Source organism: Bacillus cereus group sp. MYBK216-1 (assembly GCF_051916495.1).
Lineage (GTDB): Bacteria > Bacillota > Bacilli > Bacillales > Bacillaceae_G > Bacillus_A > Bacillus_A thuringiensis_K.
Window position 1 is genome coordinate 23,213 of sequence record NZ_JBQAGT010000010.1, and the last position, 24,971, is coordinate 48,183.

Below are 24,971 nucleotides of genomic sequence, written 5' to 3' on the forward strand. Positions count from 1 at the left end.
TTTTTTTGAAATCTGTAATATATATTTTTTCTTGGTGTTACAATTTTTTCACTTGAAATATATGTCGGACGATGTTTAAATTAAAATCGTGAGTATAAAATTTGCTAATGATGAAACGTTTTCATATTTGGTGAATTTGATCAGATAAAATCGAGCGGTTTGTGGAAACATCCACACAACTACCAAGAGAAAAAGGGGCGAAAGACTAGATGTCAAAAATCATCGCGATTAACGCAGGAAGCTCTTCCTTAAAATTCCAATTATTTGAAATGCCAAGTGAAACAGTATTAACAAAAGGTTTAGTAGAACGTATCGGTTTAGAAGATAGTATCTTCACTATTACTGTAGATGGCGAAAAACAAAAAGAAATTACAAACATTCCAGATCACGCAGTAGCAGTTAATATGCTTCTTAAAAAATTAACTGAAAACGGAATCGTTAAATCTCTAGATGAGATTGGCGGTATCGGTCACCGTGTTGTTCACGGCGGCGAAAAATTTGCTGACTCTGTTTTAATTACTGATGAAGTATTAGCTGATATCGAAGAATTAAGCGATTTAGCACCACTTCATAACCCAGCAAACGTTGTTGGTATTAAAGCATTCCAAGAAGTATTACCAAACGTACCAGCAGTAGCAGTATTCGATACAGCATTCCACCAAACAATGCCGGAATCTGCATTCCTATACAGCTTACCATATGAGTACTATGAAAAATTCGGCATCCGTAAATACGGTTTCCACGGAACTTCTCATAAATATGTAACTGAGCGTGCGGCTGAATTATTAGGTCGTCCAATTGAAAGCTTAAGCTTACTTTCTTGTCACTTAGGTAACGGTGCAAGTATCGCAGCAGTAGAAGGCGGTAAATCTATCGATACTTCTATGGGCTTCACTCCACTTGCTGGTGTAACAATGGGTACACGTTCTGGTAACCTTGACCCTGCGTTAATTCCATACATCATGGAAAAAACAGGCCAAACAGTAGAAGAAGTAGTTAACGTATTAAACAAGAAAAGTGGTATGTTAGGTCTTACTGGATACTCTAGTGACCTACGTGACATCATTGCGAAAGAAGAAGAAGGCGACCACCGTGCGAAAGTAGCACTTGATGTATTCGTAAGCCGTATCCACAAATACATCGGTTCTTACACTGCTCGTATGAAAGGTGTAGACGCAATCATCTTCACAGCTGGTGTAGGTGAAAACAGTGCGATTATTCGTGAGCGCGTATTAGAAGGCCTTGAGTACATGGGCGTATACTTCGATGCAAAACGTAATAACGTATTCGGTGAAGAAGCATTCATCAGCTTCCCACACTCTCCAGTAAAAATTATCGTAATTCCAACTGACGAAGAAGTTATGATCGCTCGTGACGTACTACGTCTTGGAGATATTGGTTAATATATGAAAAGAAAGACGAGATCCTATAGGATTTCGTCTTTTTTCTTTTGGATGTATTTTAAAACTCCATCCGGATATAATGTTTTTTCTTTCTGAATGAATGCCGTAATAGGAATCCATTTCGCATACGATATTGTTTGCTCATCTTGTATATTCACTTTTTCCATTTCATATAGTGACGTGTCTAATAAACGTAAAGAATATAGTTGAATGATTTCATGAGCAATTTCTCGATCTAGATGAAAGACATTTTCTAAACAACCTAAATAATTGGTGATTTCTATCTCCGTATGAAGCTCTTCTTTAAACTCCCGAATAACAGTATGTGCTGATTTTTCACCAAGTTCAATTGAACCGCCAAGAGGACGATAATATATTTCGCCTTCTGTATAATATTCTTGTACGAGAAGGCGATCTTGATGTACAGCAAGACCGAAAGCTTTTGCACGTGGATACATATACAATCACTCCTTATTTGTTTTGTATAAGGACGATTATAATGTATGGTGTGATAAAAGTATCGTGTATTTAAGTGTGCGGTCTAACTGTAATTCCATCAAATAAGTCTTTCCAAAATGCTTCATTGTATTGGTATACATCCATAATAGGGCATTTTATAACGCAAATATTTTGTAATCCCCAATCTTCTTGGGTGATGGTTGGTACATCTTCAGGAATGAGTAATAGGACAGAGAATGTATGTGTAACGATTTGAGATAAAATTTGTTCTAGGGAACATGCTTCTTCATATGTTCCTCCAGTTCGAATAAATAATATGGATGCTGCTGTTTCAATTGTAGCTAGAAAACGATTAATACGATGTTCATAGTTTAACTTAATTTCTGTATAAGAAGGCCAAGAAGCTGGTGTGTTTACATCTGTTTTAAAGTCGTGGCAAGAGTCGATTTCATATAGATTATCACGGAGTCTTAATTTTGCACCATCATCCCAAAATGAGATGAAGGATAAATTTTCGAAATTTAAAAAGCGGTCAAATCGATTTTGTAATAATACATTCACTTTTTCTAATGAGGGGCTTAGCATAAAATCAATAACGCCAAAAAAAGGTGATAATTCGAATTGATATAATGCCCAAGCAGGCCAGCAGTTTTGTCCTAAGCTGAATACTGCGTTATAATTTTGTTTTAGATTGGATAGATTCATGTGATGCAACTCATCCTTTTTGCTATTATTTTATGTCGCTTATAAAGGGTATGTGAAAAGAGATATACAAGCATATTTGTAAAGAATAAGCAGAAATATGTTACAATAGAAAAAAATCGAACGAGGTGGTTGTTACGATGCGATCGAAGCGAGAACAAGCCATTTTAGACAATATAAAAGAATGGGAAGCGCAATTAGTTGAGCAAGAAGCGACCGATTTTCAAAAAGTGTTTGATAAATGGTTACATACTGCAGTTGCGAAATTACCTGAGAAAAAGCGAAAAGAATTCTTCACGAAAGCAGATGGATGGCTCTTTCATTTGCATGCATTTATTCAAAGTTCACAAGCACAGTTAGATGCACGTAATCGGATTTTAGGAACATCAAGATTATTTGATGAATCGATTGAACAGCTTGAAGATTTGAAAGCATTATCTATTGATCAATTAACATACATAGCAGAGCAGCAAACAGCACGTCATCGTCTATATTCATTTGTACAAGGCGGGGCAACAGGTGCTGGAGGTTTATTATTATTAACGGCGGATTTTCCGGTTATGATCGCGTTAAATGTGAAGGCAGTCCAACTTATTGCCACATCATTTGGACATGATGTGAACAAGCCGTATGAAATGATGCTTGCGTTAAAGGTGTTTCATGCATCATTACTACCAGGAAGACTTCAGCAATACGCATGGTACAATTTATTGCAAGAGCTGGAACAAGAAGATTCGTTCTTCTACGAAGGAGACGAAGCAGTGCTACAAACAGCTTCTACTGAGGTTGTGTTAAAACAAATTTTGAAGACATTTTCGATTTATGCTCTTCGTCGTAAATTATTCCAAGGTATACCGGTAATTGGAATGGCAATTGGATCTACAGTGAATTATCGTTTAACAAGAAACGTTACTGAATTTGCAAATAGATTTTATCAAGTGCGTCACATAGTCGAGAAAGAAAAAAGAGCATAAAAAAAGCGAGAGGCCGAAGCCTTTCGCTTTTTTAATTTGTTGCATGCTTTTTGGACATTGGAATAGATACTGGTTGCTTTTCTTCTGCTTTTGGATAATAAATTAAATCCAATGTTTTTGCCTGTACGGCAATTGAAAGAATAGTAAAAGCAATTTCTGTCCAATTTAAATAATATAATGAAAGCGCAAGAACAATCGCGTCAAAGACGAAGAAAATTTGCCCAATTGTAAAACGTGTTTTTTTACTTAATACAATTGTTAAAATATCGTCTCCACCGGTTGCACCGCCAAATCGCAATATAAAACCGAGTCCAATACCAGCTAACGCACCGCCAACTACTGCAGCTATAAATAAATTGTTTGATAAATCGACCGTAAATGGAGAATAATTTTCCATAAGAGAATAAAATACTCCGAATGAAATTGAACCTAAGAATGAATAGCCAACCATTTTTCTACCTAACAATGAAGCACATAGTAGAATAATTGGGATATCCATTATTACAGTTGAAATAGATGGTGAAATATCATAAAAATTTTGGATGAATAGTGCGATACCTACAAAGCCACCTTCTGTTAAGTGGTTTTGGAAGTGAATGTGATATAGCGCTGCTGCTAAAATAAATGAACCGATTAAAACCATAAAAACTTCTTTAATAATTTGTCGACTTTGGATGTTCCTCATCGTTATTCCTTCTTTCCGTAGTTAGTAGTCCTTTTTGTGTTGTAAACTAACTACGAGCTCACATGTAGCTTTCAGTTAGTTTACGAAAAAAACTAACTACGCTATATGTCGCTGAAGAAATAACGAATAATCCTCTCGTCCATCAATTCTCCCTACCTTCGTTTTAGTTTAAGTCTTAAAACGACTAAACAAAACGTGGAGTAGGATTCGTCATTTAGCAATCCTGCTCTTCTTTGTTTTGTTTAGCTAGTAACAATTAAGTCCTAAACAAAACGCTATGTGTAAGAAGAGTCTTTTTTTTGCCAAATTATCCTTCGGGCAATCATAATTTCCCCACTCTCGTATTTTTTTCGCTAGACTAAAGTATCTGAGCTGAAAAATACGCTACGTGTATGATTCGTCAATACGATGCCACATGCTCCTTCGAGCGATCATGATATCAAAATCCCTTCCTTCAAGATTTATACTATTATATCATACTTTTAAAAAATGTATGCGGATGGAAAGCGACAATAAACGGAGGGAATCTACAAAAAATGTTATGTTTAAATATTTTTGTAGAAAAGCCTAAGTTATTTCTTACTTATTGGACAGTTTGTAACGGTTTGTCCAATAAGTAAGAAAAAAAGGGTTTTATTCCGTTGTATTCTTTTCATCACTTTTATCTTTAAAAAACGCATCCCAACTAATCACACTTAAAAAAGTTAAAGCGATAATAACGAAAGCACGCATAAGCTTTAGACCTCCTTTTGTACATAGTATATGAATCATTCGATTCGGAATGTGTCATTTTTTTACAAGTCTTAACTGTTATGAGAGTATATTAATATAGATAGATGATGGGGGAGTGAAGGTATGCTAAAAGAAATGTTCAAAAGAAAAGAATTAATATGTATTTCATGTCAGAAAAAAATTCAATATGAAGAAGAACTCGTCGCTTTTGTAAAGTTGCCGAAAGAAAGAAGTATATTAGTTGGTCCATTCGATGTATGTTTGGCGAAAACAGCACAAGAAATATATTGTAAATCATGTTACGACAAAAAAAGCATGACCCAAAGTAATTGAGGGGCATGCTTTTTTCATTGGTGTGCTTTCCCCTCAGATACATTTTGAGTGAGTCGATACCAAAGCCAAAGGTCATTAATGATGGAAGCAAGATCGGCAATTTCTGAATTTAGTTTACAAGAAACTTCGAAGTCTTCTTCGTTATTTAAATAATGTTGTTTTGTATTAATATAGTGCTCAAGTTCTTTTATACGATCAGGAATTTTCCCGCGAACTTGTTCCCATTTTAATAAAATAGCGTGTTGCATTTTTTCGGGGATATCTTCCCAATCTTCTTGTAAATGCGGAATTTCAATGCCGAGATGTTCATCGTAAAAGAAATACTTTTCCATAAGTTCACCCCCGTTTTCCTGCTTATATTGTACATAAAAACAGAAAGAAGTTCGACGAAATTGTTTGAAAAAATTTGAAAATGACTCTTGATACATTTTGTAAAAGGTGTTAAAGTGTGAATTATTATAAAAGAAAATGAATATTTATTCTTTAGGGGGATGCAAAATGGAGAAGAAAAAAGTTGTATTAGCATATTCCGGAGGTCTTGATACTTCCGTTGCAATTAAATGGTTACAAGAGAAGGATTATGATATTATCGCGCTTTGTTTAGACTTAGGGGAAGGCAAAGACTTAGCATTTGTAAAAGAAAAGGCACTTTCAGTAGGTGCAATTAAATCATATATGATTGATGTTCAAGAAGAATTTGCAAACGAATATGCATTGATGGCGATGCAAGCACACACATTATACGAAGGGAAATATCCTCTTGTTTCGGCGCTATCACGCCCACTTATCGCGAAGAAATTAGTAGAAATTGCAGAGCAAGAAGGAGCGACTGCAGTTGCACATGGATGTACAGGGAAAGGAAATGATCAAGTTCGTTTTGAAGTTTCTATTCAAGCATTAAATCCTTACTTAGAAGTGATTGCACCTGTACGTGAATGGAAGTGGTCACGTGAAGAAGAAATTGCCTATGCAAAAGAAAACGATGTACCAATTCCGATTAATTTAGATAGCCCATTTTCAATCGATCAAAACTTATGGGGACGCAGCAACGAATGTGGAATTTTAGAAGATCCATGGGCAGCACCGCCAGAAGATGCATATGAGATGACACTGGCATTAGAAGATACACCGAATAAACCAGAGTTTGTAGAAATCGGATTTGAAGCAGGCGTACCGACGACTTTAAATGGTACTGCATATTCACTTGCAGAATTAATTAAAACGCTAAATGCACTTGCTGGAAAACATGGCGTTGGACGTATTGATCACGTAGAAAATCGTCTTGTCGGTATTAAATCTCGTGAAGTATACGAATGCCCAGCAGCAATGACGTTAATTACTGCGCATAAAGAGTTGGAAGATTTAACACACGTAAAAGAAGTAGCGCATTTTAAACCAGTGATTGAACAGAAAATAACAGAACTTATTTATAATGGTTTATGGTTCTCGCCTTTAAAACAAGCGCTTCATGCATTTTTACAAGAAACGCAAAAGAATGTAACAGGTACAGTGCGTGTGAAATTATTTAAAGGTCATGCGATTGTAGAAGGACGTAAATCTGAATACTCTTTATACGATGAAAAATTAGCAACATATACTGCTCAAGATGAATTTAATCATGATGCAGCAGTTGGATTCATTTCATTATTCGGTTTACCGACGAAAGTATACAGCCAAGTGAATCAAAAGAAGGTGGAAGCGTGAGCAAACTTTGGGGCGGACGTTTTACAGAAGAAGCGGAAGCATGGGTTGAAGAGTTCGGAGCATCCATCTCCTTCGATCAACAATTAGTAAATCAAGATATAAACGGAAGTATTGCACACGTAACGATGCTAGCAAAGCAAGGCATCGTTACGAAAGAGGAAGCCGAGAAAATAAAGATAGGTCTTCAATATTTATTAGAAGAAGCGAAACAAAATAAATTGCATTTTTCAGTTGAAGCGGAAGACATTCATTTAAATATCGAAAAGATGTTAATTGAAAAAATCGGTGAAGTGGGAGGGAAACTTCATACTGGCCGAAGCCGTAATGATCAAGTAGCGACAGATATGCACTTATATTTAAAAGAAAAAGTAGAACATATTATAAAAGCTACAAAACAATTGCAGACGGTTCTTGTTCACCAAGCAGAAAATAATATTGAAACGATTATGCCGGGCTATACGCACTTGCAGCGTGCCCAGCCGATTTCATTTGCTCATCATATTCTTGCTTACTTTTGGATGTTAGAGCGTGATGTGAATCGTTATGAAGATTCATTAAAGCGTATTAACATTTCGCCGTTAGGGGCAGGAGCGTTAGCAGGGACAACATTCCCGATTGACAGAGAATATAGTGCGGAGCTTCTTGGATTTAATGGAATCTATGAAAATAGTTTAGATGCAGTAAGCGATCGTGATTTCATACTGGAGTTCCTAAGTAACTCATCTATGCTCATGATGCACTTATCACGCTTTTGCGAAGAACTTATTTTATGGAGTAGCCAAGAGTTTCAATTTATTGAAATGAGCGATCAATACGCAACGGGAAGTAGCATTATGCCGCAAAAGAAAAATCCTGATATGGCGGAACTAATCCGCGGTAAAACAGGCAGAGTATACGGTAATTTATTTAGTTTACTTACAGTCATGAAAGGATTACCGCTCGCTTACAATAAAGACTTGCAAGAAGATAAAGAAGGAATGTTTGATACAGTAAAAACAGTAGAAGGGTGCCTTCATATTATGGCAGGCATGTTAGAGACGATGACTGTAAACAAAGAAAAAATGGGGCAAGCTGTGACGAAAGATTTCTCTAACGCAACAGAAATTGCTGACTACTTAGCAAGTAAAGGACTACCATTCCGTCAAGCTCATGAAATTGTTGGGAAGCTAGTGCTACACTGCACACAAAACGGAATTTATTTAGTAGATGTCCCACTTGCAACGTATAAAGAGATGAGTTCGTTATTTGAAGAAGATTTGTATGAAGTTCTTTCACCGTATGCAGCTGTGAAACGTCGTAACAGTGCTGGCGGGACAGGTTTTGAGCAAATCAAAAAAGCTTTGGAAAAGGCGAAGGGGTTAACGAAAGAAGTTATTAAGAATTGAGTTGGGAAGTACGCCAGTCTAGTAAAGTCTGGCGTACTTTATTTTTTACTAGCATTTAAGTTACAATGTAGTAAAAAATAACAATTTAGGGGAAGTCTATGAAAAAAATAGTGTTTATCATTGTACTGGTAATTAGTTTAATTGCAAATGCTAAAGTGTTTCTTTTGGACAAATATATGTATGTTGGTGAAAAAGAAAAGCGAGAAGAAGCGATTATCGCAACGATGTAGCATTTGCAAGATAAAGGATATAAAGAAAGTGATATTGCATACATAAAACCGGCCTTTTATAGCAAAATGGATTCGTATGGAATGAATGTGCAGTTTAAAGATGAACCAAATGAATCATATACATATAGAGTTTTAAAAGATGCGAAAACAAATAAACTAACTGTACACCAAGATAGCAATGAGCAAGGTGGTATGGGCGGGAAGCATCAAGAGCTTAAATAAAGAAAGAAAACGACTGATGGCATTCGCCTGCAGTCGTTTTTCTTTTAATCATACTTATGTCGATCTTCCGTAATTCGAATATACTCAATATCCATTAAATCTCGTAGTAATGCACCGTTACTTAGTTCAATTCCGTGTGTCTCTTTAAAATGTTCACGGATTGTCTCTAACATTTCAATTTCTTTCCCATTCACATCTAAAATAATACGTTCAGAATCATCCATATAGCATCCTCCTTTTTTAAACATATATATTTTGTCCGTCTATTCCTAAAAAATGTATGTTAACCTAATGTTAGGAAATAAGAAAGGGATGGAAAATGAGACGTATTTATTTTGTAGGATTAATTTTGTACACGCTAATCGTATTACACGCTGCATTTCCAAACATCTTTTCATTTAAGGATGTAGAAACAGTACACGTTGGGATATTTATCTTTATTCTATTTGTAGTAGATTGCTGCATTTCGATATGGCTTTCGAAAAGAAAATATGTACAAGATAAAAAAGAAATGGAACGGAAAAAGAGAAAACGTTCATTTTGGATGATGACGTACTGTTTATCTTTAGTACTTACTGCTGCTTTTTTTAGTGAGCATATTCCATTAGAAAGAGTAAATATTGGATTTGGAGCATTCGTATTTGCATACTATTTTTTCATGCACTTTCTTCCTTATATGAAAGAAAAGCGAGGAGAAGGGGAAGATCCGCTTGTAGAAGAAGCGAGAGAACAAGAGCATAAGAGAATAGAAGAAGATATAAAGAAACTCGGAGAACAAAAGTGGTATTTGAAATCAAAAATCATATATGTTCTTTGCTTTATTACGCCGCCAATTGGTTATTTATATGTTTTCTTTCTTCGTAAAAAAATGACAGAAGGTGCAAAGCAAACGTACTTAATGGTTGCGACGATTATGATGGCATTATGGTCTTTGAAGTTTTTACCTCCTTATGTATTGGCAATTACCGTTGTTGTTATAGCTTGTCTTGTATTTATAGTAAAATATGTGAAATGAAAAACACCAAGCCCATGTGGACTTGGTGTTTTATCTATAAATTAAAGCTCACCTTGTTCCTCATCACCACGAACAACAAGGACATCGCATTTCGCATAGCGAATAATATGTTCAGAGACGCTACCAATTAGGAAACGCTCAACAGCATTTAAACCAGTCGCGCCACACATAATTAAATCTACTTTATGGTTTGGAGCGATTTCTTTTGAAATTTTAGATTTAGGGTTACCAAATTCTAATACAGTTTCAATTTTTTCAAGACCAGCTTCAAGCGCAGTTTTTTTGTAGTCTTCTAATAAGTCTTCTGCAAATAGATTTGCACGTTCAGCAATTGCACGGCTATAAGCCTCTACTGCTGAGTACGCTTTTACATCAACGATATGAGCAATTGTTAATGTTGCATTATTGCGCTTTGCGACTTGAATTGCTTTTTTAAAGGCTTTTTCTGCTTCTTTAGAACCATCCACCGCGATTAAAATATTTGTATATGTATTATTCATAGTAAATTCCTCCCAATCTGTTTTATAACTGTTTACAACTTAATTATAAAACAAATTTTGGTAACGTGCTTGCCAGAAACGTTACAGAATTTTGAAAACTCTGTTTCAATTCATTTTAGTTGTAATTGGAGCGAGAACTTGTTACATATGAAGTATAGCAATTTAAAAGGGGGCAGTTTTGTGAGACATGCGCTCATTACAGCCGGTACGAAAGGTTTAGGAAAGCAAGTAACAGAAAAGTTATTGGCTAAAGGCTATTCAGTAACAGTAACATATCATAGCGATATAACGGCTATGGAAACGATGAAAGAAACATATAAAAACGTAGAAGAGCGTCTACAATTCGTGCAAGCGGATGTCACGAAAAAGGAAGATTTACATAAAATGGTAGAAGAAGCGATAAGCCGTTTTGGCAAAATTGATTTCTTAATTAATAATGCTGGTCCATATGTATTTGAACGAAAAAAGTTAGTCGATTATGAAGAAGATGAATGGAATGAAATGATTCAGGGTAATTTAACAGCGGTATTTCATTTGTTGAAACTTGTCGTTCCGGTTATGAGAAAACAGAACTTTGGCCGTATTATTAATTACGGATTCCAAGGGGCAGATAGTGCACCGGGATGGATTTATCGTTCAGCTTTTGCAGCAGCGAAAGTAGGACTTGTTTCATTAACGAAAACTGTTGCTTACGAAGAAGCAGAATATGGAATTACTGCAAATATGGTATGCCCTGGTGATATTATTGGTGAAATGAAAGAAGCGACAATTCAAGAAGCACGTCAGTTGAAAGAACGTAAAACACCAATTGGTAGATCTGGAACAGGCGAAGATATCGCAAGAACGATTTCGTTTTTATGTGAGGAAGATTCCGATATGATTACCGGTACAATTATTGAAGTAACTGGTGCAGTAGATGTTATTCATAGACATCGATAGAGAAAAATAAAGTGAAGATTCGAATGATTGGACAGTTTATCCTTTATGCTGATAGGTGCGGATAATACTGTCCTTTAATATAAAATTAAATCTATCGGAAAACTTATATTATTTTTTGTCAAATATTGAGATATTATGTTAAAATATAAGAGCGTAGAAAGCGCTTTAAAAAATGATTCAGGGGTCATTTCATAACTCAAGGGGGAACTAATAATGCGTATCGGTATTCCAACAGAAATTAAAAACAATGAAAACCGCGTGGCAATGACGCCAGCGGGAGCAGTACATTTAGTGCAAAATGGTCATGAAGTTTTTGTTCAAAAAGGAGCAGGTTTAGGGTCTGGCTTTACGGATGAAGAATACGTACAAGCTGGTGCGAAACTTGTTGAAACTGCTGAAGAAGCATGGAATCAAGATATGGTTATGAAGGTAAAAGAGCCAGTAGCAAGTGAATACGGCTATTTTCGCGAAGGTTTAATTTTATTCACATACTTACACTTAGCTCCAGAACCAGAATTAACGAAAGCATTAATTGATAACAAAGTTGTATCAATTGCATACGAAACAGTACAATTAGATAATCGTTCATTACCATTACTTGCACCTATGAGTGAAGTAGCAGGTCGTATGTCTGCACAAATCGGTGCACAATTCCTTGAGAAAAACAAAGGCGGTAAAGGTATTTTACTTGCAGGCGTTCCAGGGGTAAAACGCGGCAAAGTAACAATTATCGGCGGTGGTCAAGCTGGTACAAACGCAGCGAAGATTGCAGTAGGTTTAGGTGCAGATGTAACAATCATCGACTTAAGCGCAGAACGTCTTCGTCAACTAGATGACATTTTCGGTAACCAAGTAAAAACATTAATGTCTAATCCATACAACATTGCAGAAGCTGTAAAAGAATCTGACCTTGTTATTGGTGCAGTATTAATTCCAGGTGCAAAAGCGCCAAAACTTGTAACTGAAGAAATGATTCAATCAATGGAACCAGGTTCTGTCGTTGTAGATATCGCGATTGACCAAGGTGGTATTTTCGAAACAACTGATCGTATTACAACTCATGATAACCCAACTTACGAAAAACACGGCGTTGTTCATTATGCAGTTGCTAATATGCCAGGTGCGGTTCCACGTACGTCAACTCTTGCATTAACAAACGTAACAGTACCATATGCAGTGCAAATTGCGAACAAAGGCTACAAAGATGCTTGCCTAGGCAACACTGCATTATTAAAAGGTATTAACACATTAGACGGATATGTAACATTCGAAGCAGTTGCAGAAGCGCACGGCTTACAATACGCTGATGCGAAAGAGCTTCTTGAAAAAGCTCCTGCTTTATCATAATAGAGACAAATTCAAGACCTTCCTTTATGAGGAGGGTCTTTTTTTATGGAGAAATAACATGTGAATAATTGTTATTTATTGGTGTAAATTGATTTTCATTATGATAATTTAGAATTATATAACAAAAAGAGGGGATTCAATGGGGAGCAAAAAGAGGAAGAAAAAGCAAGCTAAAAGACAAAAGTATATAAAGAAAAAACAGGAACAGAACATACCTCTTTCAAAAAAAGTGGTCATTATGATAGAGAAAACATTTCGGTATATTTGTATGGCTCTGTATGTGATTTTGTGTATGTATTCATTTGGAGTGTTGTACAGTTTTGAGATAACCCCCAATATTATTGAGAGCATTCTAGAAGTTACACTTGTCGTAATAGAATTAGCCTTATTCGTTATACTCTTTGCTACAGTATGGCCTAGTCATGAAAGTAAGAAAGATAAGCAAAGAAAAATGAGAAAAAAATCTTCATATGCTTCAAGTTCATCAAGTGGATTCGGTGACTACAGTAGCAATGATTGTAGCAGCTCAAGTGATGGTGGGGGAGATTGCGGAGGTGGTGGAGACTAAGCTAGTTTTTCAGAAGAACGACTAATGAAAGGATGAGACGAAAGATGGAAACTGTGAACTTAATAGAATTAACAAAGGACATTCAAGATCAACATAAAAACTTCGTCGTTTCAAATGTAAATAGTCATTGCTTACGAATCGCTGTATTTACTGGTGAATATGATTGGCACTATCATTCTAATTCGGATGAATTATTCATTGTATTAGAGGGAGAATTACTTATTGATTTTGAGGATGGAGAAACAGCGGTATTAAAGCCAAATGATTCTATTTTAATTCCAGCATGTACGATTCATAGAACGAGAGCATTAAAGAGAACGGTAAATCTTTGTTTTGAAAATATAGAGGCGGATACAATTATAGTGAAGCAATTATGAAAAAATTATCTGTAGCCGAGTATAGAAAAATCCTTCCGATTTTAGAAAGTCATACAAAAACGAAGACGTTTGCTTATGCGGTATGTGATCAAATGATAGATGGTGAAGTTTTTACAAACGGGCAGTTAACAGCAGGATTAATTATTACAGGTAACGGTATCTATTATTTATTTGGTGATACGGATGATCACAAGTATAACGAAAATTTATTTGCATATTTAAAAATGGCTATTGAAAAAACAGAGAAGAGATTTACACTCTTTACTTCAAGTGAAGAGTGGGAAATGATGATAGAAGGGCGATTTAGTAATATACTTCGGAACATTCCGCGAATGAAATTTCAAAGCATAACCTTTGAAGAGAAAAAACAAGATTGTAACATAAATACATATGAAGTGAAGCGTATTGATAGAAAAGATATAGCACAAAGCAATGAATTTACAGAGGAATATTATAAAGAATATTGGGGATCAACTAAAGTGTTTTTAAATAATGGCTTTGGATTCTGTATAGAACAAGATGGGATAATTGTAGCGGAATGTGTTTCGATATTTAACGGGAATGGATTTGCTGAAATTGATATTGTAACGCATGAAGCATATCAAGGGAAAGGATTAGCCCAAGCTGTTGCAATGCGGTTCATTGAACATTGTATGAAAAATAATATTACACCGTGCTGGGATTGTTATGTAGACAATATTCCTTCGCAAAAATTAGCTAGTAAATTAAGTCTTTATCATCCAATAGAATATAGATTGCTTGTACGTAAGAAAACGGGGGAATAAAAATGAATGTGGAGTTAACGAGATTCAAAGTGAAACAAGGTAAAAGTCGTCGTGTAGATGAATGGATGCAGCTTCTGAATGACAATATGAAAGAAGTGCTGTTGACACTAAACGACGAAAAAATGTACGTTGAGACAATTTTCCGGGAAATAAGAGATGGAGAAGAGTACTTATATTGGTATTCTGTGCAAGGAAAAGGTGGTATTTTTGTCGAAAATTCGCATCATGAAATTGATAAAAAGCATTTAGCGTTTTGGTATGAATGTATTGATGAAGAAGCACCATCTGTTGATATGAAAACAGAAGTTGTTATGATTCAAGATGTTGTGAAGGAAGCGATGAAATAATAGAATAGTATTTCAGATAGAAGCGCATCAAAATGGATGTGCTTTTTATTATGGAATTTTTTTTAGAAAAGCTGTATACATTTTACGCTCTCAAACGTTGAGTATATAGAGAGGAGAGCCGAATGAGTCATGATACGTTTGAATCGTTATTAATAGAGAAATCAAAAGCTGTGTTTGGATACTTAATTAAGATTGGAGCAGATAGAAAAGAAGCAGAAGATATTGTGCAAGATACGTTGTATAAAGCTTTATTGCTTATGGAGGAAATACCGTTAGGACATTTAGCACCGTGGCTATTTAGAGTTGCGATAAATCAGCACCGAGATTTACATCGAAAAGAAAAAAGGCTAAATCCCATTGCGATTGAATCTGTCGTTCTTATTGGGCAAAAGTCATTAGATGAAGTGCTTTTAACAAGTGAGTTACAAGGAGAAGTACAAGAAATATTGGAGACGATGACGGAGGATTATCGTCATATTTTACTGTTGAAATATGAGTATGAACTATCTTATAAGGAAATTGCCATTTTATTAAGTATGAAAGAAGATACAGTAAAAACAAGCTTGTACCGTGCAAGAAATCAATTTAAAAAACTGTATAGGAGGAGAAATGATGAGTCGGAAGGACTTTGATTTGAATATGAATGATAAGCAAGTGAAGACTTTGATGAAGAGAGCGAAGAGGAAGCAGTTTTGGAGAAACTGGCTTATTTCTATTTGTGCGTCCATTATGGTTATAGTAATTTTGTTTTTGGGTGCAGCTTACTTTTCTCAGCAAACATTTAGAAAAATGGAAAGAGAAATGAATGCACTACATATGGTTCAAGGGCCTAATATCCGTTTCAGCGGAAGTATGTATTTAAGTCTTGGTATGACAGGAAGTACAGTAATATATAACTCTTATAAAAATATAGCTGGTCAACCAGTGAAATGGGTAAATGATATATACGAATCTGGTATATGGAGTTATAGTATGAAGCATTACAATGGTGAACTTGTTAGTCTAGATGAGGAAAAAAGGGGTGAAGAGGCTGTTACGATACCAGATTATAATGTGCAAACAATGCAGAGGGAAATGAGGTTTTATTTACCTTTCGTTACTTATAAAAATTATGTGGATGACCTGAAAAATATTGGAGATTTGCAAAATAAAGTTGCAGAAGTAGCCTTATCTTTTGATAAATCGTATACAGCTGAACAAATTACTGAGATGCTTCCGAAAAGTGTACAGCCAGTTTGGTTTTGGGTAGATACATATAATGAAAAGAAAAGTGATTCTTATGTAGGGTTAAAAGATCCTAAAAATGGCGCAATATTAAATGCGGAAATGGCTAGAAATGTTTTTGGATTTGAAGGAAGTTATGCAAAAGTAAAAGAAGATGTGAAAAACGATTTAACAATAAACTCAAAAGAGTTTCTGTACCAAATGAAGCATTTAGCAAAAAATAGTGAAGGTATACCAAGTGATTATTTTGAACAATATTATAAAGAAATAAAAAACACCAAACCAAAAGACTTACCAATATACGGTGTAGTCGTAACAGGGAAAACAGAGGATTTACAAAGTTTACAAGGGTCACCGTATATTAAGGCTGCTGTAAGAGGTGTAACAGTTGAGAAATATTAATTACAGTCTATTAATGTGAATAATCAGAAAATTTATGGTATACTATGTGAAAAGGAGGTTTATATGAGGCAAATACATGGAGCAATTTATATTTACATAACAATGTTTTTCGTGGCGATATCCTATGGATTAGGGCACGTGTATTCGCATCCTATACTAACTTTTTTAAGCGGAGCATGTATGGCGTTTGCGCTTCTTGTCCACCTTTTCTCAGTTTGGATCGTGAAATTTCAATTAAATATTAGTGAAATAGAAGAAGGCACTTTCTAAGTGGCCTTCTTTTTTTAATAATATTTTCGAAGTTCTTGTAGCAATTTTTCAATTTCGCATTCAGTTTCTTTACATATAGACATTGTACGTAATCTGAAAAATAAGCTACGTAAGAAAGATTTTATATTTCCGTATAGATACTCGTACGATTCAATATGTAATGTTTGTTTTTTGACGGGTAATTGAGCTACTAAATCATGAAGGGCTAATATGAGTACTTCTTCTTTTAGACCACTTTGGAGCATTGCGACAATCGGATAAACGAGACGTTCATCTTCCTCATATTTGTAGTAAATAGAATGGACGCAAACTTTGTTTAATAAAGTTTGTAATATTTCCTCGTAATATAAAGTTTCCAGTTTAGGACTACGAATAAGCGCCTCAAATGTATCAGAAGCGTGAGCGATACTATGTGCCCAGCCGTGGTCTTGCACATATCCGCGGAAATCATGCTCGTTGTTCATATATAGAACTAATTGATCTTTTACATGTAAAAGATCAGCCTGTGATAAGAAATTATGGTTTGTATCGGCATCAATAATGAGTGTAATTAATAATGTTGTAAAGGCGCGGGTAAATACCGCATCTTCGTCATCCGAATGAATTTTATACAATAAATATTTGTCACTGATGCTTTCTGATAATAGTTTCTGTAAGTGTGTGTGTGAAATATAGTCCTTCTTGATTAGGTGATAAAAAGTAGAGTAGATAAGTTTATCTCTTAAATAACTATCAGTATCCCCAATATGCTCCAGCATACTGGAACTTAAAGGATCGATATTGAGGACATTATTGATTACGTAATTATTATTACAAATTTCTTCTAACTGTTGTTGTAACATATAAACCTCCTATTTTAGAAAATTCTGTATTTTGATAGTGTAATAAGAGGAAGAAATAGACAATAAATAAATGCTTTTGAATGGAGGGGCATGATGAAGAGAGCATTATTCTTTTTCATTAGTATTTTCTTTTTAGGGAGTTGTTCGATTTGGTATGTTACTTTTTCTAGCGAGAGCAAAAGTTGGACGGGACAATATAAGGGCCATATTAAGGACGACAGTGAAGATGGAGTGTTTACGTTTCAGTACAAAGGCGGAGATGGGAGTACAGAATTTAAAAATTTAGAGATTGCTATTAATGGAGCCTTTAGCACAATGACACAAACGTCAGAAAGTCATAAAGGAGCAAAGATTGAAATGAAATCATCTTGTGTAAGTTGTGCGCCTTTATCTAAAGATGAACCGATAGAGGTTGTGATTAAATGGGATGATAAGTATGAGGAGAAGATGGTGTTAAATTTGAAATAGCCTAGAGTAAGGAGTTAAAAATGAATAGGCATATGAAAAAATTAATGTTTATAAGTGTATTTCTAATCATATTATCAGCGTGCACTACAAAACAAGTAGAGGTAAAAAAAGTACCTGAAGAAGGGTATGGCATAGTAAGAAATGACACGGTATTTTTCGTCAGTGATAAAACGTTTGAAACAAAAATAGAGTTACAAAATTATATAGAACAACAAATGAATAAAGAGTATCCATCACATATAGTTTTGAGCTTTAAGGATAAACGTGCATATAATCAATTAAAAACAGGGGATAAAATAAAATTATGGTCTTCTCAAATGCTTGAAAGTTATCCAGCAAAAATGATTGTAGAGAAATTTGAAATAGTAGAGAAATAGAAAAAGGCAGCAACCAAGCTGCCTTTTTTCTTATTTTACAAATTGTAATTCTTTCGGGAACTTCGTTAAAATTTCTGATCCGTCTTTTGTGATGTAAATATCATCTTCAATACGAACGCCACCTACGTTTGGTACGTAAATACCTGGCTCGATTGTGAAGACCATACCTTCTTTTAATGGAGACTCGTTACTAGCTTTTACATCTGGATATTCGTGTACGCTAATTCCAAGTCCGTGACCAAGGCGGTGCGGGAAGAAGTCACCGTAACCTGCATCTGCGATAACAGAACGAGCAGCATTGTCGATTGCGCCAAGTGTAACACCTGGTTTACATGCTTCAACTGCTTGTAGTTGTCCAGCAAGTACAGTGTTGTAAATACGAGTTTGCTCTTCAGAAATCCCACCGAATGCCACTGTACGTGTAATATCAGAGCAATAACCATCAATGATTACGCCTAAATCAAATAGTACGAAATCGCCGCGTTTCATTTTGTTTGCGCCAGGAATACCGTGTGGAAGAGCTGAGTTCGCACCTGCTAATACCATCGTATCAAATGACATTTTATGTATGCCTTTTGTTTTTAATTCGTGTTCAATAATTGCTAATACTTCTAGCTCGCTGCGGTTTTCTTTAATTGCATTTACACCAACTTCAACAGCATAGTCCGCCATTTTAGCTGCTTCGCGTAAAGTAGAAAGCTCTTTTTCATCTTTAATTAAACGAAGTTCGCGAACTTTCTCTTCAGCTGATTTGAAAGCTGCATTTGGGAATAGTTTTGTTAATTCTTCGTAGCGTTCTACGTTTAAATGTTCTTTTTCAATTGCAACTGCATTTGCATTGATGCCGCGGTCTTTAATTGCTTTTGCAATCATATCCCATGGTCGATCAGTGTCAGTGAATCCGATAATTTCATGTGCCCAGCCAGCGTTACGAGCTTGACCTTCTTCCATTTTAGGACAAATTAAAATAGGTTCTTTTTCTTGGAATACAAACATACCAAGTAATCTTTCATGTGGTTCACAGTGGAAGTTTGTCATGTAGAAAACGTTCGGTGTAGAAGTTAAGAACGCAGCTTCTATGTTTTTTTCTTTTAGCCATTGCATTAAATTTTCTAATCTAGCATTCATCGATTGGCACCCCCGAGATATTTAATTACAAATATAACTTTAACTCGGAAGAAAGCGTTATGACAAGTAAATAGATGTTAGAAAAGACAGGGGATTCAAAAATCATGTAGAATAAAAAGTGAGAATGTGAATAGGGGAGGAATGTAATAATGAAAGTATCTTATCATGGACATTCAGTTGTGAAAATTGAGGCGAATGGAAAAGTTATTTTAATTGACCCGTTTTTAACAGGTAATCCGAAAACAGATTTAAAAGCTGAAGATGTAAAAGTGGATGCAATTCTTTTATCGCATGGACACGGTGATCATGTTGGAGATACAGTAGAGCTTGCGAAGAAAAATAATGCAGTTGTTGTAGCGCCATTTGAATTAGCAACATTTTTAAGTTGGCAAGGTGTAAATACACACCCGATGCATATTGGTGGTTCACATGAATTTGACTTCGGAAAAGTGAAGTTTACACAAGCATTCCACGGCTCTAGTTATATTGATGAAGAAAATAAGACGATTACATATACAGGTATGCCAGCAGGTATTTTATTTACAGCAGAAGAGAAAACTGTATACCACGCAGGAGATACTGCACTATTCTCTGATATGAAGTTAATTGGGGAATTAAATAAAGTTGATCTAGCATTTTTACCAATTGGTGATAATTTCACAATGGGACCAGAAGATGCTGTACTAGCGGCAAAATGGATTAATGCGAAAACTGTTGTACCGATGCATTACAATACGTTCCCAGTTATTGAACAAGATCCATATCAATTTGTAGAAAAGCTACAAAATTGTACAGGGAAAGTATTAGAAGCTGGAGAAAGTATTACACTATAGAAAAGAAACCCTTCATTTGAAAAGAAAAGTGAAGGGTTTTTTACGTGTGTAGGACAGCTTTTAATGCTTGTATTTGTTTTGGTGATTCTTTTCTTTTGGTAAGTGGTTGTTCAGGTGTTTCATTCAATTCCATTGCAACCTTTTTCCCATCTACGAAAGCTAAAAATACAGCACCTAAAACCTCTAAAAATTTTTTCATCATGTGTTCGCTCCTTTGTTTTATTTCTTGTCTTAATTGTATAGGTAATCAAGTGTACGAACTATCGAATGAGATGACAATAGCATTACATTGTTGTAATAGAATGACTGGTGGAATGTAAGAGTCATTTTGTTATAAAAAAAATAGTACAGGTATGCAAAGAGAGAGTGTAACAGTTTTGAAAATATAGTATACTAAAAGTACAACACATGAAGAATTTAGGGAAAAGAAAGTATGGTGAAACCATTTGGCTACCAAGCATAACCAAATTTTAGAACATATTAATAGCCTGCCAGTAGGCCATAAAATTTCTGTAAGACAAATTGCGAAAGATTTGAGTGTAAGTGAAGGGACCGCTTACCGTGCAATTAAAGATGCAGAAAATAAAGGATATGTTAGTACAATTGAACGTGTCGGAACAATTCGAATTGAACAAAAGAAGAAAGAAAATATCGAAAAACTGACATATGCAGAAGTCGTTAACATTGTCGACGGTCAAGTACTTGGGGGCAGAGAAGGACTACATAAAACATTAAATAAATTCGTAATCGGAGCTATGAAATTAGAAGCGATGATGCGCTATACAGAAGCTGGGAATTTACTCATTATTGGTAACCGTACGAATGCACATGAATTAGCGCTAGAAACTGGAGCTGCTGTATTAATTACGGGCGGGTTTGATACGGAAGATCATGTGAAGAAATTAGCAGACGAATTAAAGCTGCCGATTATTTCAAGTAGCTACGATACATTTACGGTTGCAACGTTAATTAACCGTGCAATTTATGACCAACTTATTAAGAAAGAAATTGTACTCGTTGAAGATATTTTAACGCCAATTGAAGAAACGTTATATTTAAGGCCGAGTGATACAGTACAGCAATGGCATGCGTATAACGAAGAGACAATGCACGGAAGATATCCAATCGTCGATGAAAATAACAAAGTGCTAGGAATCGTAACTTCAAAAGATATGATCGGTGTAGCGAAAGAAACACCAATTGATAAAGTAATGACAAAACACCCAATTACAGTGAACGGTAAAATGTCTGTCGCGGCTGCGGCACGTATGATGGTGTGGGAAGGAATTGAATTACTTCCTGTCGTTGAGGAAGGAAATAAGCTGCAAGGTATTATTAGCCGTCAAGATGTACTTCAGGCACTGCAAATGATTCAACGTCAGCCACAAGTTGGAGAAACAATTGATGATATTGTAACGAATCAATTTATGACGCCAAAAGAAGCGAAGAATGAGCATCTATATCAATTTTCGGTGACGCCACAAATGACGAACTCAATCGGAACGTTATCGTACGGTGTATTTGCAACAATTGTGACAGAAGCGACAAATCGCGTCATTCGTGCGCAAAAGAAAAGCGATTTAATTGTTGAAAACTTAACGATTTATTTCGTAAAGCCGGTTCAAATTGATAATGTTGTATCCGTTCATCCGAAAGTATTAGAAATTGGGCGTAAATTTGGTAAGGTCGATGTAGAGGTGCATCATGAAGGTAATGTTGTTGGAAAAGCATTACTTATGGTTCAGTTAATCGATAAATAAAAAGATGGGACAAATCGTTTTGATTTGTTCCATCTTTTTTGCTGTTTTACATTTGAAAGGCATGATTTTAGATGGGAGTTTTAGTGGAATATGTATGGGATGGAGTGGAAAAGTAACGTAATAAAAGACAGAATAGTAATTCAATTCCGTCGTATATTGTGTTATGATTATATTGTAAGAAAATGGATTTCTGAAAGGTGGTATGCATTATGTCGTCAGCCGTACTCTTTTTTTGTAGTATCGCACTATTTTACTTTCTTGTAATGATACCGATCCAATATTTATACTTACAAGGTTTACATGAAAAAAAGGAAAAGACAGGATTATCTCAGCGAGAGCTATATGAAAAAATGTCTTTTGGAGAAGAACAATTACATTTTCACGTACAAGGTAACCCATTTAATATACCATCTGCGTTTGTTGCATATATGATTTTGAAAGTTAGGGGACGTAAAAAAGCATCACAATATTGATGCTTTTTTATGTTGCTTCATAGACTTCGGCTTCTTTAACTGCCAATGGCAAGAAATGTTTGTATTGGCGAAATCCATTAAATACACTTGCACTACCAAATAGAATGAATAAAACACCAACGATAATACGAGCGGTTGAAAGTTCTAAAAAGAATTGGTTTATCCCGAAAAATAAAACGAATGAACCGAGTGCCATTGCGGATTTTCCTGAGAGCCAACCTTTTTCCATTGGGCGGTTTGTACGAAAGTATTTTGTTTTGTAAAAGATGTACAACATAAATGAGACGATAATACAGAAGACTAATACTGGCATAATGAACACTCCCATCTCTTTGTGAAAAATAATAGAAAAGAAAAAGAAATATCTAAACTTTCTAACTTTTATTATAAAGCAATTGTTCGCATGTATGAAATACTTTCCGTTATAATGGAGGATAAAGTGAAACTTTAATTAGTGTGGGGATGTTTCCATGCGCTAATGATTAACCCCATCCATTGGGCTTTTACTGCACGTTAAAGTGAAGAAGTTGATTAAAAAGGAGATTATACATATGCATGAGCAAATTTTAGGAGCAATTAAAGAGTTTGATACAATTATTATTCATCGCCACGTGCGTCCGGATCCAGATGCGTTAGGTTCACAGGGTGGTCTTGGTACAATTCTACAAGAATCGTTTCCAGAGAAAAATATTTATACGGTTGGGTACAATGAACCGTCACTAGCATACTTACGAGTAATGGATGATATTGAAGATAGTGTATACGAAAATGCGCTTGTTATTGTTTGTGATACTGCGAATCAAGAACGTGTTGACGATCAACGCTATACAAAAGGGAAGATGTTAATTAAAATTGATCATCATCCAAACGAAGATCCATATGGAGATATTACGTGGGTAGATACGACAGCGAGTTCTACAAGTGAAATGATTTATGAGTTTTATAACTATGGAAAAGATAAGGGGTTAAAAATAACAAAAGAAGCAGCCCGCCTTATTTTAGCAGGAATTGTTGGAGATACAGGTCGTTTCTTATTCCCAAATACGACAGCAAAAACACTTCGTCACGTAAGTGAGCTTGTTGACATGGGTGTGAAATTCACAGATTTATACAATGAAATGTATAAGACAAAAGAAAAAATTGCTCGTTTAAACGGTTATATTTTACAAAACTTTACGATGGTAGAAGAAGGAGCAGCTTACATTAAATTAACGAAAGAAGTATTAGAAGAGTTTGATGTACTTCCTTCTGAAGCATCTGGTGTTGTTGGAGCGCTTGGCAATATTGATGGATTAAAGGCGTGGGTTCTATTTTTAGAGGAAGACGACGTAATTCGTGTTCGTCTTCGTTCAAAAGGACCAGTTATAAACAAATTGGCAATGCAATATAACGGCGGAGGGCACCCGATGGCTTCTGGTGCCAAGGCATCTTCTTGGGAAGAAGCGGATCGTCTTTTTGCTGATTTACGTGAGATTTGTAAATAAGAGACTATATGTTAGAACGAAAAGAAGGAGCGGCGCTAAAGCCCTCCTTCTTTATTTTTCTTTCTCTATAGTTATGCTAATTTCAAGCACTGTATCAAAAGATATTGTATCGACTTTAAAACGGTATAGCCGATCGTAATGTTTGTACGTTTTATTTTCGATTACCTTTTTTAGCAGGTCTTTATTTTTTGCGATACTTTGAATGTTTTTCGTTAAAAGATGCTGGAGATCATTATGGATAGATGTAGTCATATTTTCGAGTGTAAGATTGTCTAAATCGTATTTTTCTCGATTGATAAGTTTTATTTTAATCTCTTGAATGGTTAAGAGTCGTTTATTTTCAGTGTTCAATTTTTCTTGATCTTCGAGAAGGACGTGGAGCTTTGCTTCTTGTTTTTCTATAATTTCTCTTTGTTCTGCTATTTTACTAGCTTGTTCTTCTTGAAAAACACCGTATATGTACAAAAAAATAAACCAGCTCAACACGCCTCCAACAGCAGCACCAGCTAATACTAAATACCATCTTTTTGCTGTATTGGCACTTGGTACTCTCATACATGTTCCTGCGTTAGCCATTTAATAATAATGAGACCTGTTTGCATACCACCAGTTGCGAAAAAAATAAGGAGAATTTGTTTTACGATATCTTTCATATCTCCGCCAAAGAAACTTCTTTCAAAGCTATAAAAGGTATCGAATGTTCCACCGATTGCTGCAACGAGTGCCCAAATTCTTAAATTTTGGGCGAATTGATTAATGTAAGTTAGAGCTGGTTTTCCGATAAGAAACGCACCAAATCCACCAATTAATGAACCGCCAAGTATAACCCCAAAGGCAATAAAATAACTAATAATAAGCAGAGAGAAAAAAGTATGTTCTCTTACATCCATCGTCATTCCCCTTTCTTCTTCATATATATGGACAAAGTATAAGAAGTATGTTTTGATTTCCGCTTTCCTCATCACCTATAATAAAAGTAGTCAAATAGGTAAAGAGAGGGTAC

33 protein-coding genes and 1 pseudogene are annotated in these 24,971 nt (G+C 35.4%); 22 read left to right on the forward strand and 12 right to left on the reverse strand.

The annotated features are described in order from the left end of the window. Positions 1 to 209: 209 nt before the first annotated feature. Positions 210 to 1,403 (forward strand): acetate kinase, encoded by a 1,194-nt coding sequence (gene ackA / locus ACTFRH_RS24965; protein WP_000034575.1) that lies wholly within the window; start codon positions 210 to 212, stop codon positions 1,401 to 1,403. Between the two features lie 23 nt (positions 1,404 to 1,426). On the opposite strand, the gene ACTFRH_RS24970 is transcribed toward ackA, so the two are convergent. Both ACTFRH_RS24970 and ACTFRH_RS24975 read right to left on the reverse strand, forming a co-directional pair. Next, positions 1,427 to 1,861: an NUDIX hydrolase gene (locus ACTFRH_RS24970; RefSeq protein ID WP_000283502.1), complete on the reverse strand. Its 435-nt coding sequence runs from the start codon at positions 1,859 to 1,861 to the stop codon at positions 1,427 to 1,429. A gap of 70 nt (positions 1,862 to 1,931) precedes the next feature. Continuing rightward, positions 1,932 to 2,567 carry a DUF1796 family putative cysteine peptidase gene (locus ACTFRH_RS24975; protein WP_001054295.1) on the reverse strand — a complete coding sequence of 212 codons (636 nt, stop codon included), beginning with the start codon at positions 2,565 to 2,567 and terminating at the stop codon, positions 1,932 to 1,934. A gap of 137 nt (positions 2,568 to 2,704) precedes the next feature. On the opposite strand from ACTFRH_RS24975, the gene ACTFRH_RS24980 reads away from it, so the two are divergent. After that, positions 2,705 to 3,538 carry an EcsC family protein gene (locus tag ACTFRH_RS24980; RefSeq protein ID WP_001256852.1) on the forward strand — a complete coding sequence of 278 codons (834 nt, stop codon included), beginning with the start codon at positions 2,705 to 2,707 and terminating at the stop codon, positions 3,536 to 3,538. 31 nt (positions 3,539 to 3,569) lie between these two features. On the opposite strand, the gene ACTFRH_RS24985 is transcribed toward ACTFRH_RS24980, so the two are convergent. Further along, positions 3,570 to 4,223, reverse strand: a complete 654-nt coding sequence (locus ACTFRH_RS24985) for a YitT family protein (protein WP_001244525.1) — start codon at positions 4,221 to 4,223, stop codon at positions 3,570 to 3,572. 855 nt (positions 4,224 to 5,078) lie between these two features. Between ACTFRH_RS24985 and ACTFRH_RS24990 the strand changes: the two genes are divergently transcribed. After that, complete coding sequence (locus ACTFRH_RS24990; protein ID WP_000910674.1) at positions 5,079 to 5,288, forward strand: hypothetical protein; 210 nt, start codon at positions 5,079 to 5,081, stop codon at positions 5,286 to 5,288. Between the two features lie 14 nt (positions 5,289 to 5,302). Here ACTFRH_RS24990 and ACTFRH_RS24995 read toward each other — a convergent pair whose 3' ends face one another. Next, complete coding sequence (locus ACTFRH_RS24995; protein ID WP_000417120.1) at positions 5,303 to 5,620, reverse strand: hypothetical protein; 318 nt, start codon at positions 5,618 to 5,620, stop codon at positions 5,303 to 5,305. 166 nt (positions 5,621 to 5,786) lie between these two features. On the opposite strand from ACTFRH_RS24995, the gene ACTFRH_RS25000 reads away from it, so the two are divergent. The 3 genes and pseudogenes from ACTFRH_RS25000 to ACTFRH_RS25010 all read left to right on the forward strand — a co-directional run bounded on the left by ACTFRH_RS25000 (position 5,787) and on the right by ACTFRH_RS25010 (position 8,829). Further along, positions 5,787 to 6,992: an argininosuccinate synthase gene (locus tag ACTFRH_RS25000; protein ID WP_000412307.1), complete on the forward strand. Its 1,206-nt coding sequence runs from the start codon at positions 5,787 to 5,789 to the stop codon at positions 6,990 to 6,992. After that, positions 6,989 to 8,377, forward strand: a complete 1,389-nt coding sequence (gene argH / locus ACTFRH_RS25005) for an argininosuccinate lyase (protein WP_000041255.1) — start codon at positions 6,989 to 6,991, stop codon at positions 8,375 to 8,377. Before ACTFRH_RS25000 ends, argH begins: the two co-directional genes overlap by 4 nt. Before the next feature lie 98 nt (positions 8,378 to 8,475). After that, positions 8,476 to 8,829: pseudogene (locus ACTFRH_RS25010) on the forward strand (DUF3139 domain-containing protein). Between the two features lie 44 nt (positions 8,830 to 8,873). Here the strand turns inward: ACTFRH_RS25010 and ACTFRH_RS25015 are convergent. Continuing rightward, positions 8,874 to 9,053, reverse strand: coding sequence for a hypothetical protein (locus tag ACTFRH_RS25015; RefSeq protein ID WP_000342763.1), 180 nt, complete (start codon positions 9,051 to 9,053; stop codon positions 8,874 to 8,876). Positions 9,054 to 9,148: 95 nt separating this feature from the next. On the opposite strand from ACTFRH_RS25015, the gene ACTFRH_RS25020 reads away from it, so the two are divergent. Next, complete coding sequence (locus ACTFRH_RS25020; RefSeq protein WP_001252920.1) at positions 9,149 to 9,844, forward strand: hypothetical protein; 696 nt, start codon at positions 9,149 to 9,151, stop codon at positions 9,842 to 9,844. Positions 9,845 to 9,885: 41 nt separating this feature from the next. On the opposite strand, the gene ACTFRH_RS25025 is transcribed toward ACTFRH_RS25020, so the two are convergent. After that, the gene (locus ACTFRH_RS25025) at positions 9,886 to 10,344 is read right to left on the reverse strand and encodes a universal stress protein (protein WP_001066673.1); all 459 of its coding nucleotides are present in this window, start codon (positions 10,342 to 10,344) and stop codon (positions 9,886 to 9,888) included. A 147-nt stretch (positions 10,345 to 10,491) separates the two neighbouring features. On the opposite strand from ACTFRH_RS25025, the gene ACTFRH_RS25030 reads away from it, so the two are divergent. The 9 genes from ACTFRH_RS25030 (at position 10,492) to ACTFRH_RS25070 (ending at position 16,603) form a co-directional block, all read left to right on the forward strand. Continuing rightward, positions 10,492 to 11,283 carry an SDR family oxidoreductase gene (locus ACTFRH_RS25030; protein WP_033703588.1) on the forward strand — a complete coding sequence of 264 codons (792 nt, stop codon included), beginning with the start codon at positions 10,492 to 10,494 and terminating at the stop codon, positions 11,281 to 11,283. 213 nt (positions 11,284 to 11,496) lie between these two features. Then, positions 11,497 to 12,630 carry an alanine dehydrogenase gene (ald, locus tag ACTFRH_RS25035; protein WP_001219405.1) on the forward strand — a complete coding sequence of 378 codons (1,134 nt, stop codon included), beginning with the start codon at positions 11,497 to 11,499 and terminating at the stop codon, positions 12,628 to 12,630. Positions 12,631 to 12,769: 139 nt separating this feature from the next. Continuing rightward, complete coding sequence (locus ACTFRH_RS25040; protein WP_000534940.1) at positions 12,770 to 13,198, forward strand: hypothetical protein; 429 nt, start codon at positions 12,770 to 12,772, stop codon at positions 13,196 to 13,198. Positions 13,199 to 13,242: 44 nt separating this feature from the next. Next, on the forward strand, positions 13,243 to 13,575 hold the full coding sequence (locus ACTFRH_RS25045) for a cupin domain-containing protein (protein ID WP_000450940.1): 333 nt from the start codon (positions 13,243 to 13,245) through the stop codon (positions 13,573 to 13,575). Continuing rightward, positions 13,572 to 14,360: a GNAT family N-acetyltransferase gene (locus ACTFRH_RS25050; protein ID WP_000736735.1), complete on the forward strand. Its 789-nt coding sequence runs from the start codon at positions 13,572 to 13,574 to the stop codon at positions 14,358 to 14,360. The genes ACTFRH_RS25045 and ACTFRH_RS25050 overlap by 4 nt, the downstream gene beginning before the upstream one ends. A gap of 2 nt (positions 14,361 to 14,362) precedes the next feature. Next, on the forward strand, positions 14,363 to 14,707 hold the full coding sequence (locus tag ACTFRH_RS25055) for a DUF6176 family protein (RefSeq protein ID WP_001100236.1): 345 nt from the start codon (positions 14,363 to 14,365) through the stop codon (positions 14,705 to 14,707). A 122-nt stretch (positions 14,708 to 14,829) separates the two neighbouring features. Next, a complete protein-coding gene (locus ACTFRH_RS25060; RefSeq protein WP_000017720.1) occupies positions 14,830 to 15,339 on the forward strand; it encodes an RNA polymerase sigma factor in 510 nt (169 codons plus the stop codon). Beyond that, complete coding sequence (locus ACTFRH_RS25065) at positions 15,320 to 16,333, forward strand: anti sigma factor C-terminal domain-containing protein (RefSeq protein ID WP_000087172.1); 1,014 nt, start codon at positions 15,320 to 15,322, stop codon at positions 16,331 to 16,333. Before ACTFRH_RS25060 ends, ACTFRH_RS25065 begins: the two co-directional genes overlap by 20 nt. 63 nt (positions 16,334 to 16,396) lie before the next feature. Then, positions 16,397 to 16,603 (forward strand): hypothetical protein, encoded by a 207-nt coding sequence (locus tag ACTFRH_RS25070; protein ID WP_001248905.1) that lies wholly within the window; start codon positions 16,397 to 16,399, stop codon positions 16,601 to 16,603. 14 nt (positions 16,604 to 16,617) lie between these two features. Here the strand turns inward: ACTFRH_RS25070 and ACTFRH_RS25075 are convergent, their stop codons facing one another. Further along, positions 16,618 to 17,445 carry a DUF2785 domain-containing protein gene (locus tag ACTFRH_RS25075; protein ID WP_000941450.1) on the reverse strand — a complete coding sequence of 276 codons (828 nt, stop codon included), beginning with the start codon at positions 17,443 to 17,445 and terminating at the stop codon, positions 16,618 to 16,620. A gap of 93 nt (positions 17,446 to 17,538) precedes the next feature. Here ACTFRH_RS25075 and ACTFRH_RS25080 point away from each other — a divergent pair, with 93 nt between their 5' ends. Continuing rightward, entirely contained in the window at positions 17,539 to 17,913 is a 375-nt protein-coding gene (locus tag ACTFRH_RS25080; RefSeq protein ID WP_000816731.1) for a hypothetical protein, read from the forward strand. 20 nt (positions 17,914 to 17,933) lie between these two features. After that, positions 17,934 to 18,290, forward strand: coding sequence for a DUF3221 domain-containing protein (locus tag ACTFRH_RS25085; RefSeq protein WP_001079382.1), 357 nt, complete (start codon positions 17,934 to 17,936; stop codon positions 18,288 to 18,290). A gap of 30 nt (positions 18,291 to 18,320) precedes the next feature. Here ACTFRH_RS25085 and pepQ read toward each other — a convergent pair whose 3' ends face one another. Continuing rightward, a complete protein-coding gene (pepQ, locus tag ACTFRH_RS25090) occupies positions 18,321 to 19,418 on the reverse strand; it encodes a Xaa-Pro dipeptidase (protein WP_131251226.1) in 1,098 nt (365 codons plus the stop codon). A 149-nt stretch (positions 19,419 to 19,567) separates the two neighbouring features. Between pepQ and ACTFRH_RS25095 the strand changes: the two genes are divergently transcribed. After that, positions 19,568 to 20,251, forward strand: coding sequence for a metal-dependent hydrolase (locus ACTFRH_RS25095; RefSeq protein ID WP_000868924.1), 684 nt, complete (start codon positions 19,568 to 19,570; stop codon positions 20,249 to 20,251). Between the two features lie 40 nt (positions 20,252 to 20,291). Here ACTFRH_RS25095 and ACTFRH_RS25100 read toward each other — a convergent pair whose 3' ends face one another. After that, on the reverse strand, positions 20,292 to 20,453 hold the full coding sequence (locus tag ACTFRH_RS25100; protein WP_000976012.1) for a hypothetical protein: 162 nt from the start codon (positions 20,451 to 20,453) through the stop codon (positions 20,292 to 20,294). A 244-nt stretch (positions 20,454 to 20,697) separates the two neighbouring features. Between ACTFRH_RS25100 and ACTFRH_RS25105 the strand changes: the two genes are divergently transcribed. Both ACTFRH_RS25105 and ACTFRH_RS25110 read left to right on the forward strand, forming a co-directional pair. Continuing rightward, on the forward strand, positions 20,698 to 22,011 hold the full coding sequence (locus ACTFRH_RS25105; RefSeq protein WP_000201573.1) for a CBS domain-containing protein: 1,314 nt from the start codon (positions 20,698 to 20,700) through the stop codon (positions 22,009 to 22,011). Positions 22,012 to 22,220: 209 nt separating this feature from the next. Continuing rightward, positions 22,221 to 22,484: a DUF3949 domain-containing protein gene (locus ACTFRH_RS25110; protein ID WP_000093043.1), complete on the forward strand. Its 264-nt coding sequence runs from the start codon at positions 22,221 to 22,223 to the stop codon at positions 22,482 to 22,484. Positions 22,485 to 22,491: 7 nt separating this feature from the next. Here ACTFRH_RS25110 and ACTFRH_RS25115 read toward each other — a convergent pair whose 3' ends face one another. Continuing rightward, positions 22,492 to 22,797, reverse strand: coding sequence for a YtpI family protein (locus tag ACTFRH_RS25115; RefSeq protein ID WP_001144757.1), 306 nt, complete (start codon positions 22,795 to 22,797; stop codon positions 22,492 to 22,494). A gap of 238 nt (positions 22,798 to 23,035) precedes the next feature. Between ACTFRH_RS25115 and ACTFRH_RS25120 the strand changes: the two genes are divergently transcribed. Further along, the gene (locus tag ACTFRH_RS25120) at positions 23,036 to 23,968 is read left to right on the forward strand and encodes a DHH family phosphoesterase (protein ID WP_000545135.1); all 933 of its coding nucleotides are present in this window, start codon (positions 23,036 to 23,038) and stop codon (positions 23,966 to 23,968) included. Between the two features lie 51 nt (positions 23,969 to 24,019). Here ACTFRH_RS25120 and ytrI read toward each other — a convergent pair whose 3' ends face one another. Both ytrI and ACTFRH_RS25130 read right to left on the reverse strand, forming a co-directional pair. Then, on the reverse strand, positions 24,020 to 24,523 hold the full coding sequence (ytrI, locus tag ACTFRH_RS25125; RefSeq protein WP_001265736.1) for a sporulation membrane protein YtrI: 504 nt from the start codon (positions 24,521 to 24,523) through the stop codon (positions 24,020 to 24,022). Further along, complete coding sequence (locus ACTFRH_RS25130; RefSeq protein ID WP_002005839.1) at positions 24,520 to 24,933, reverse strand: YtrH family sporulation protein; 414 nt, start codon at positions 24,931 to 24,933, stop codon at positions 24,520 to 24,522. The genes ytrI and ACTFRH_RS25130 overlap by 4 nt, the downstream gene beginning before the upstream one ends. Positions 24,934 to 24,971: the final 38 nt, after the last annotated feature.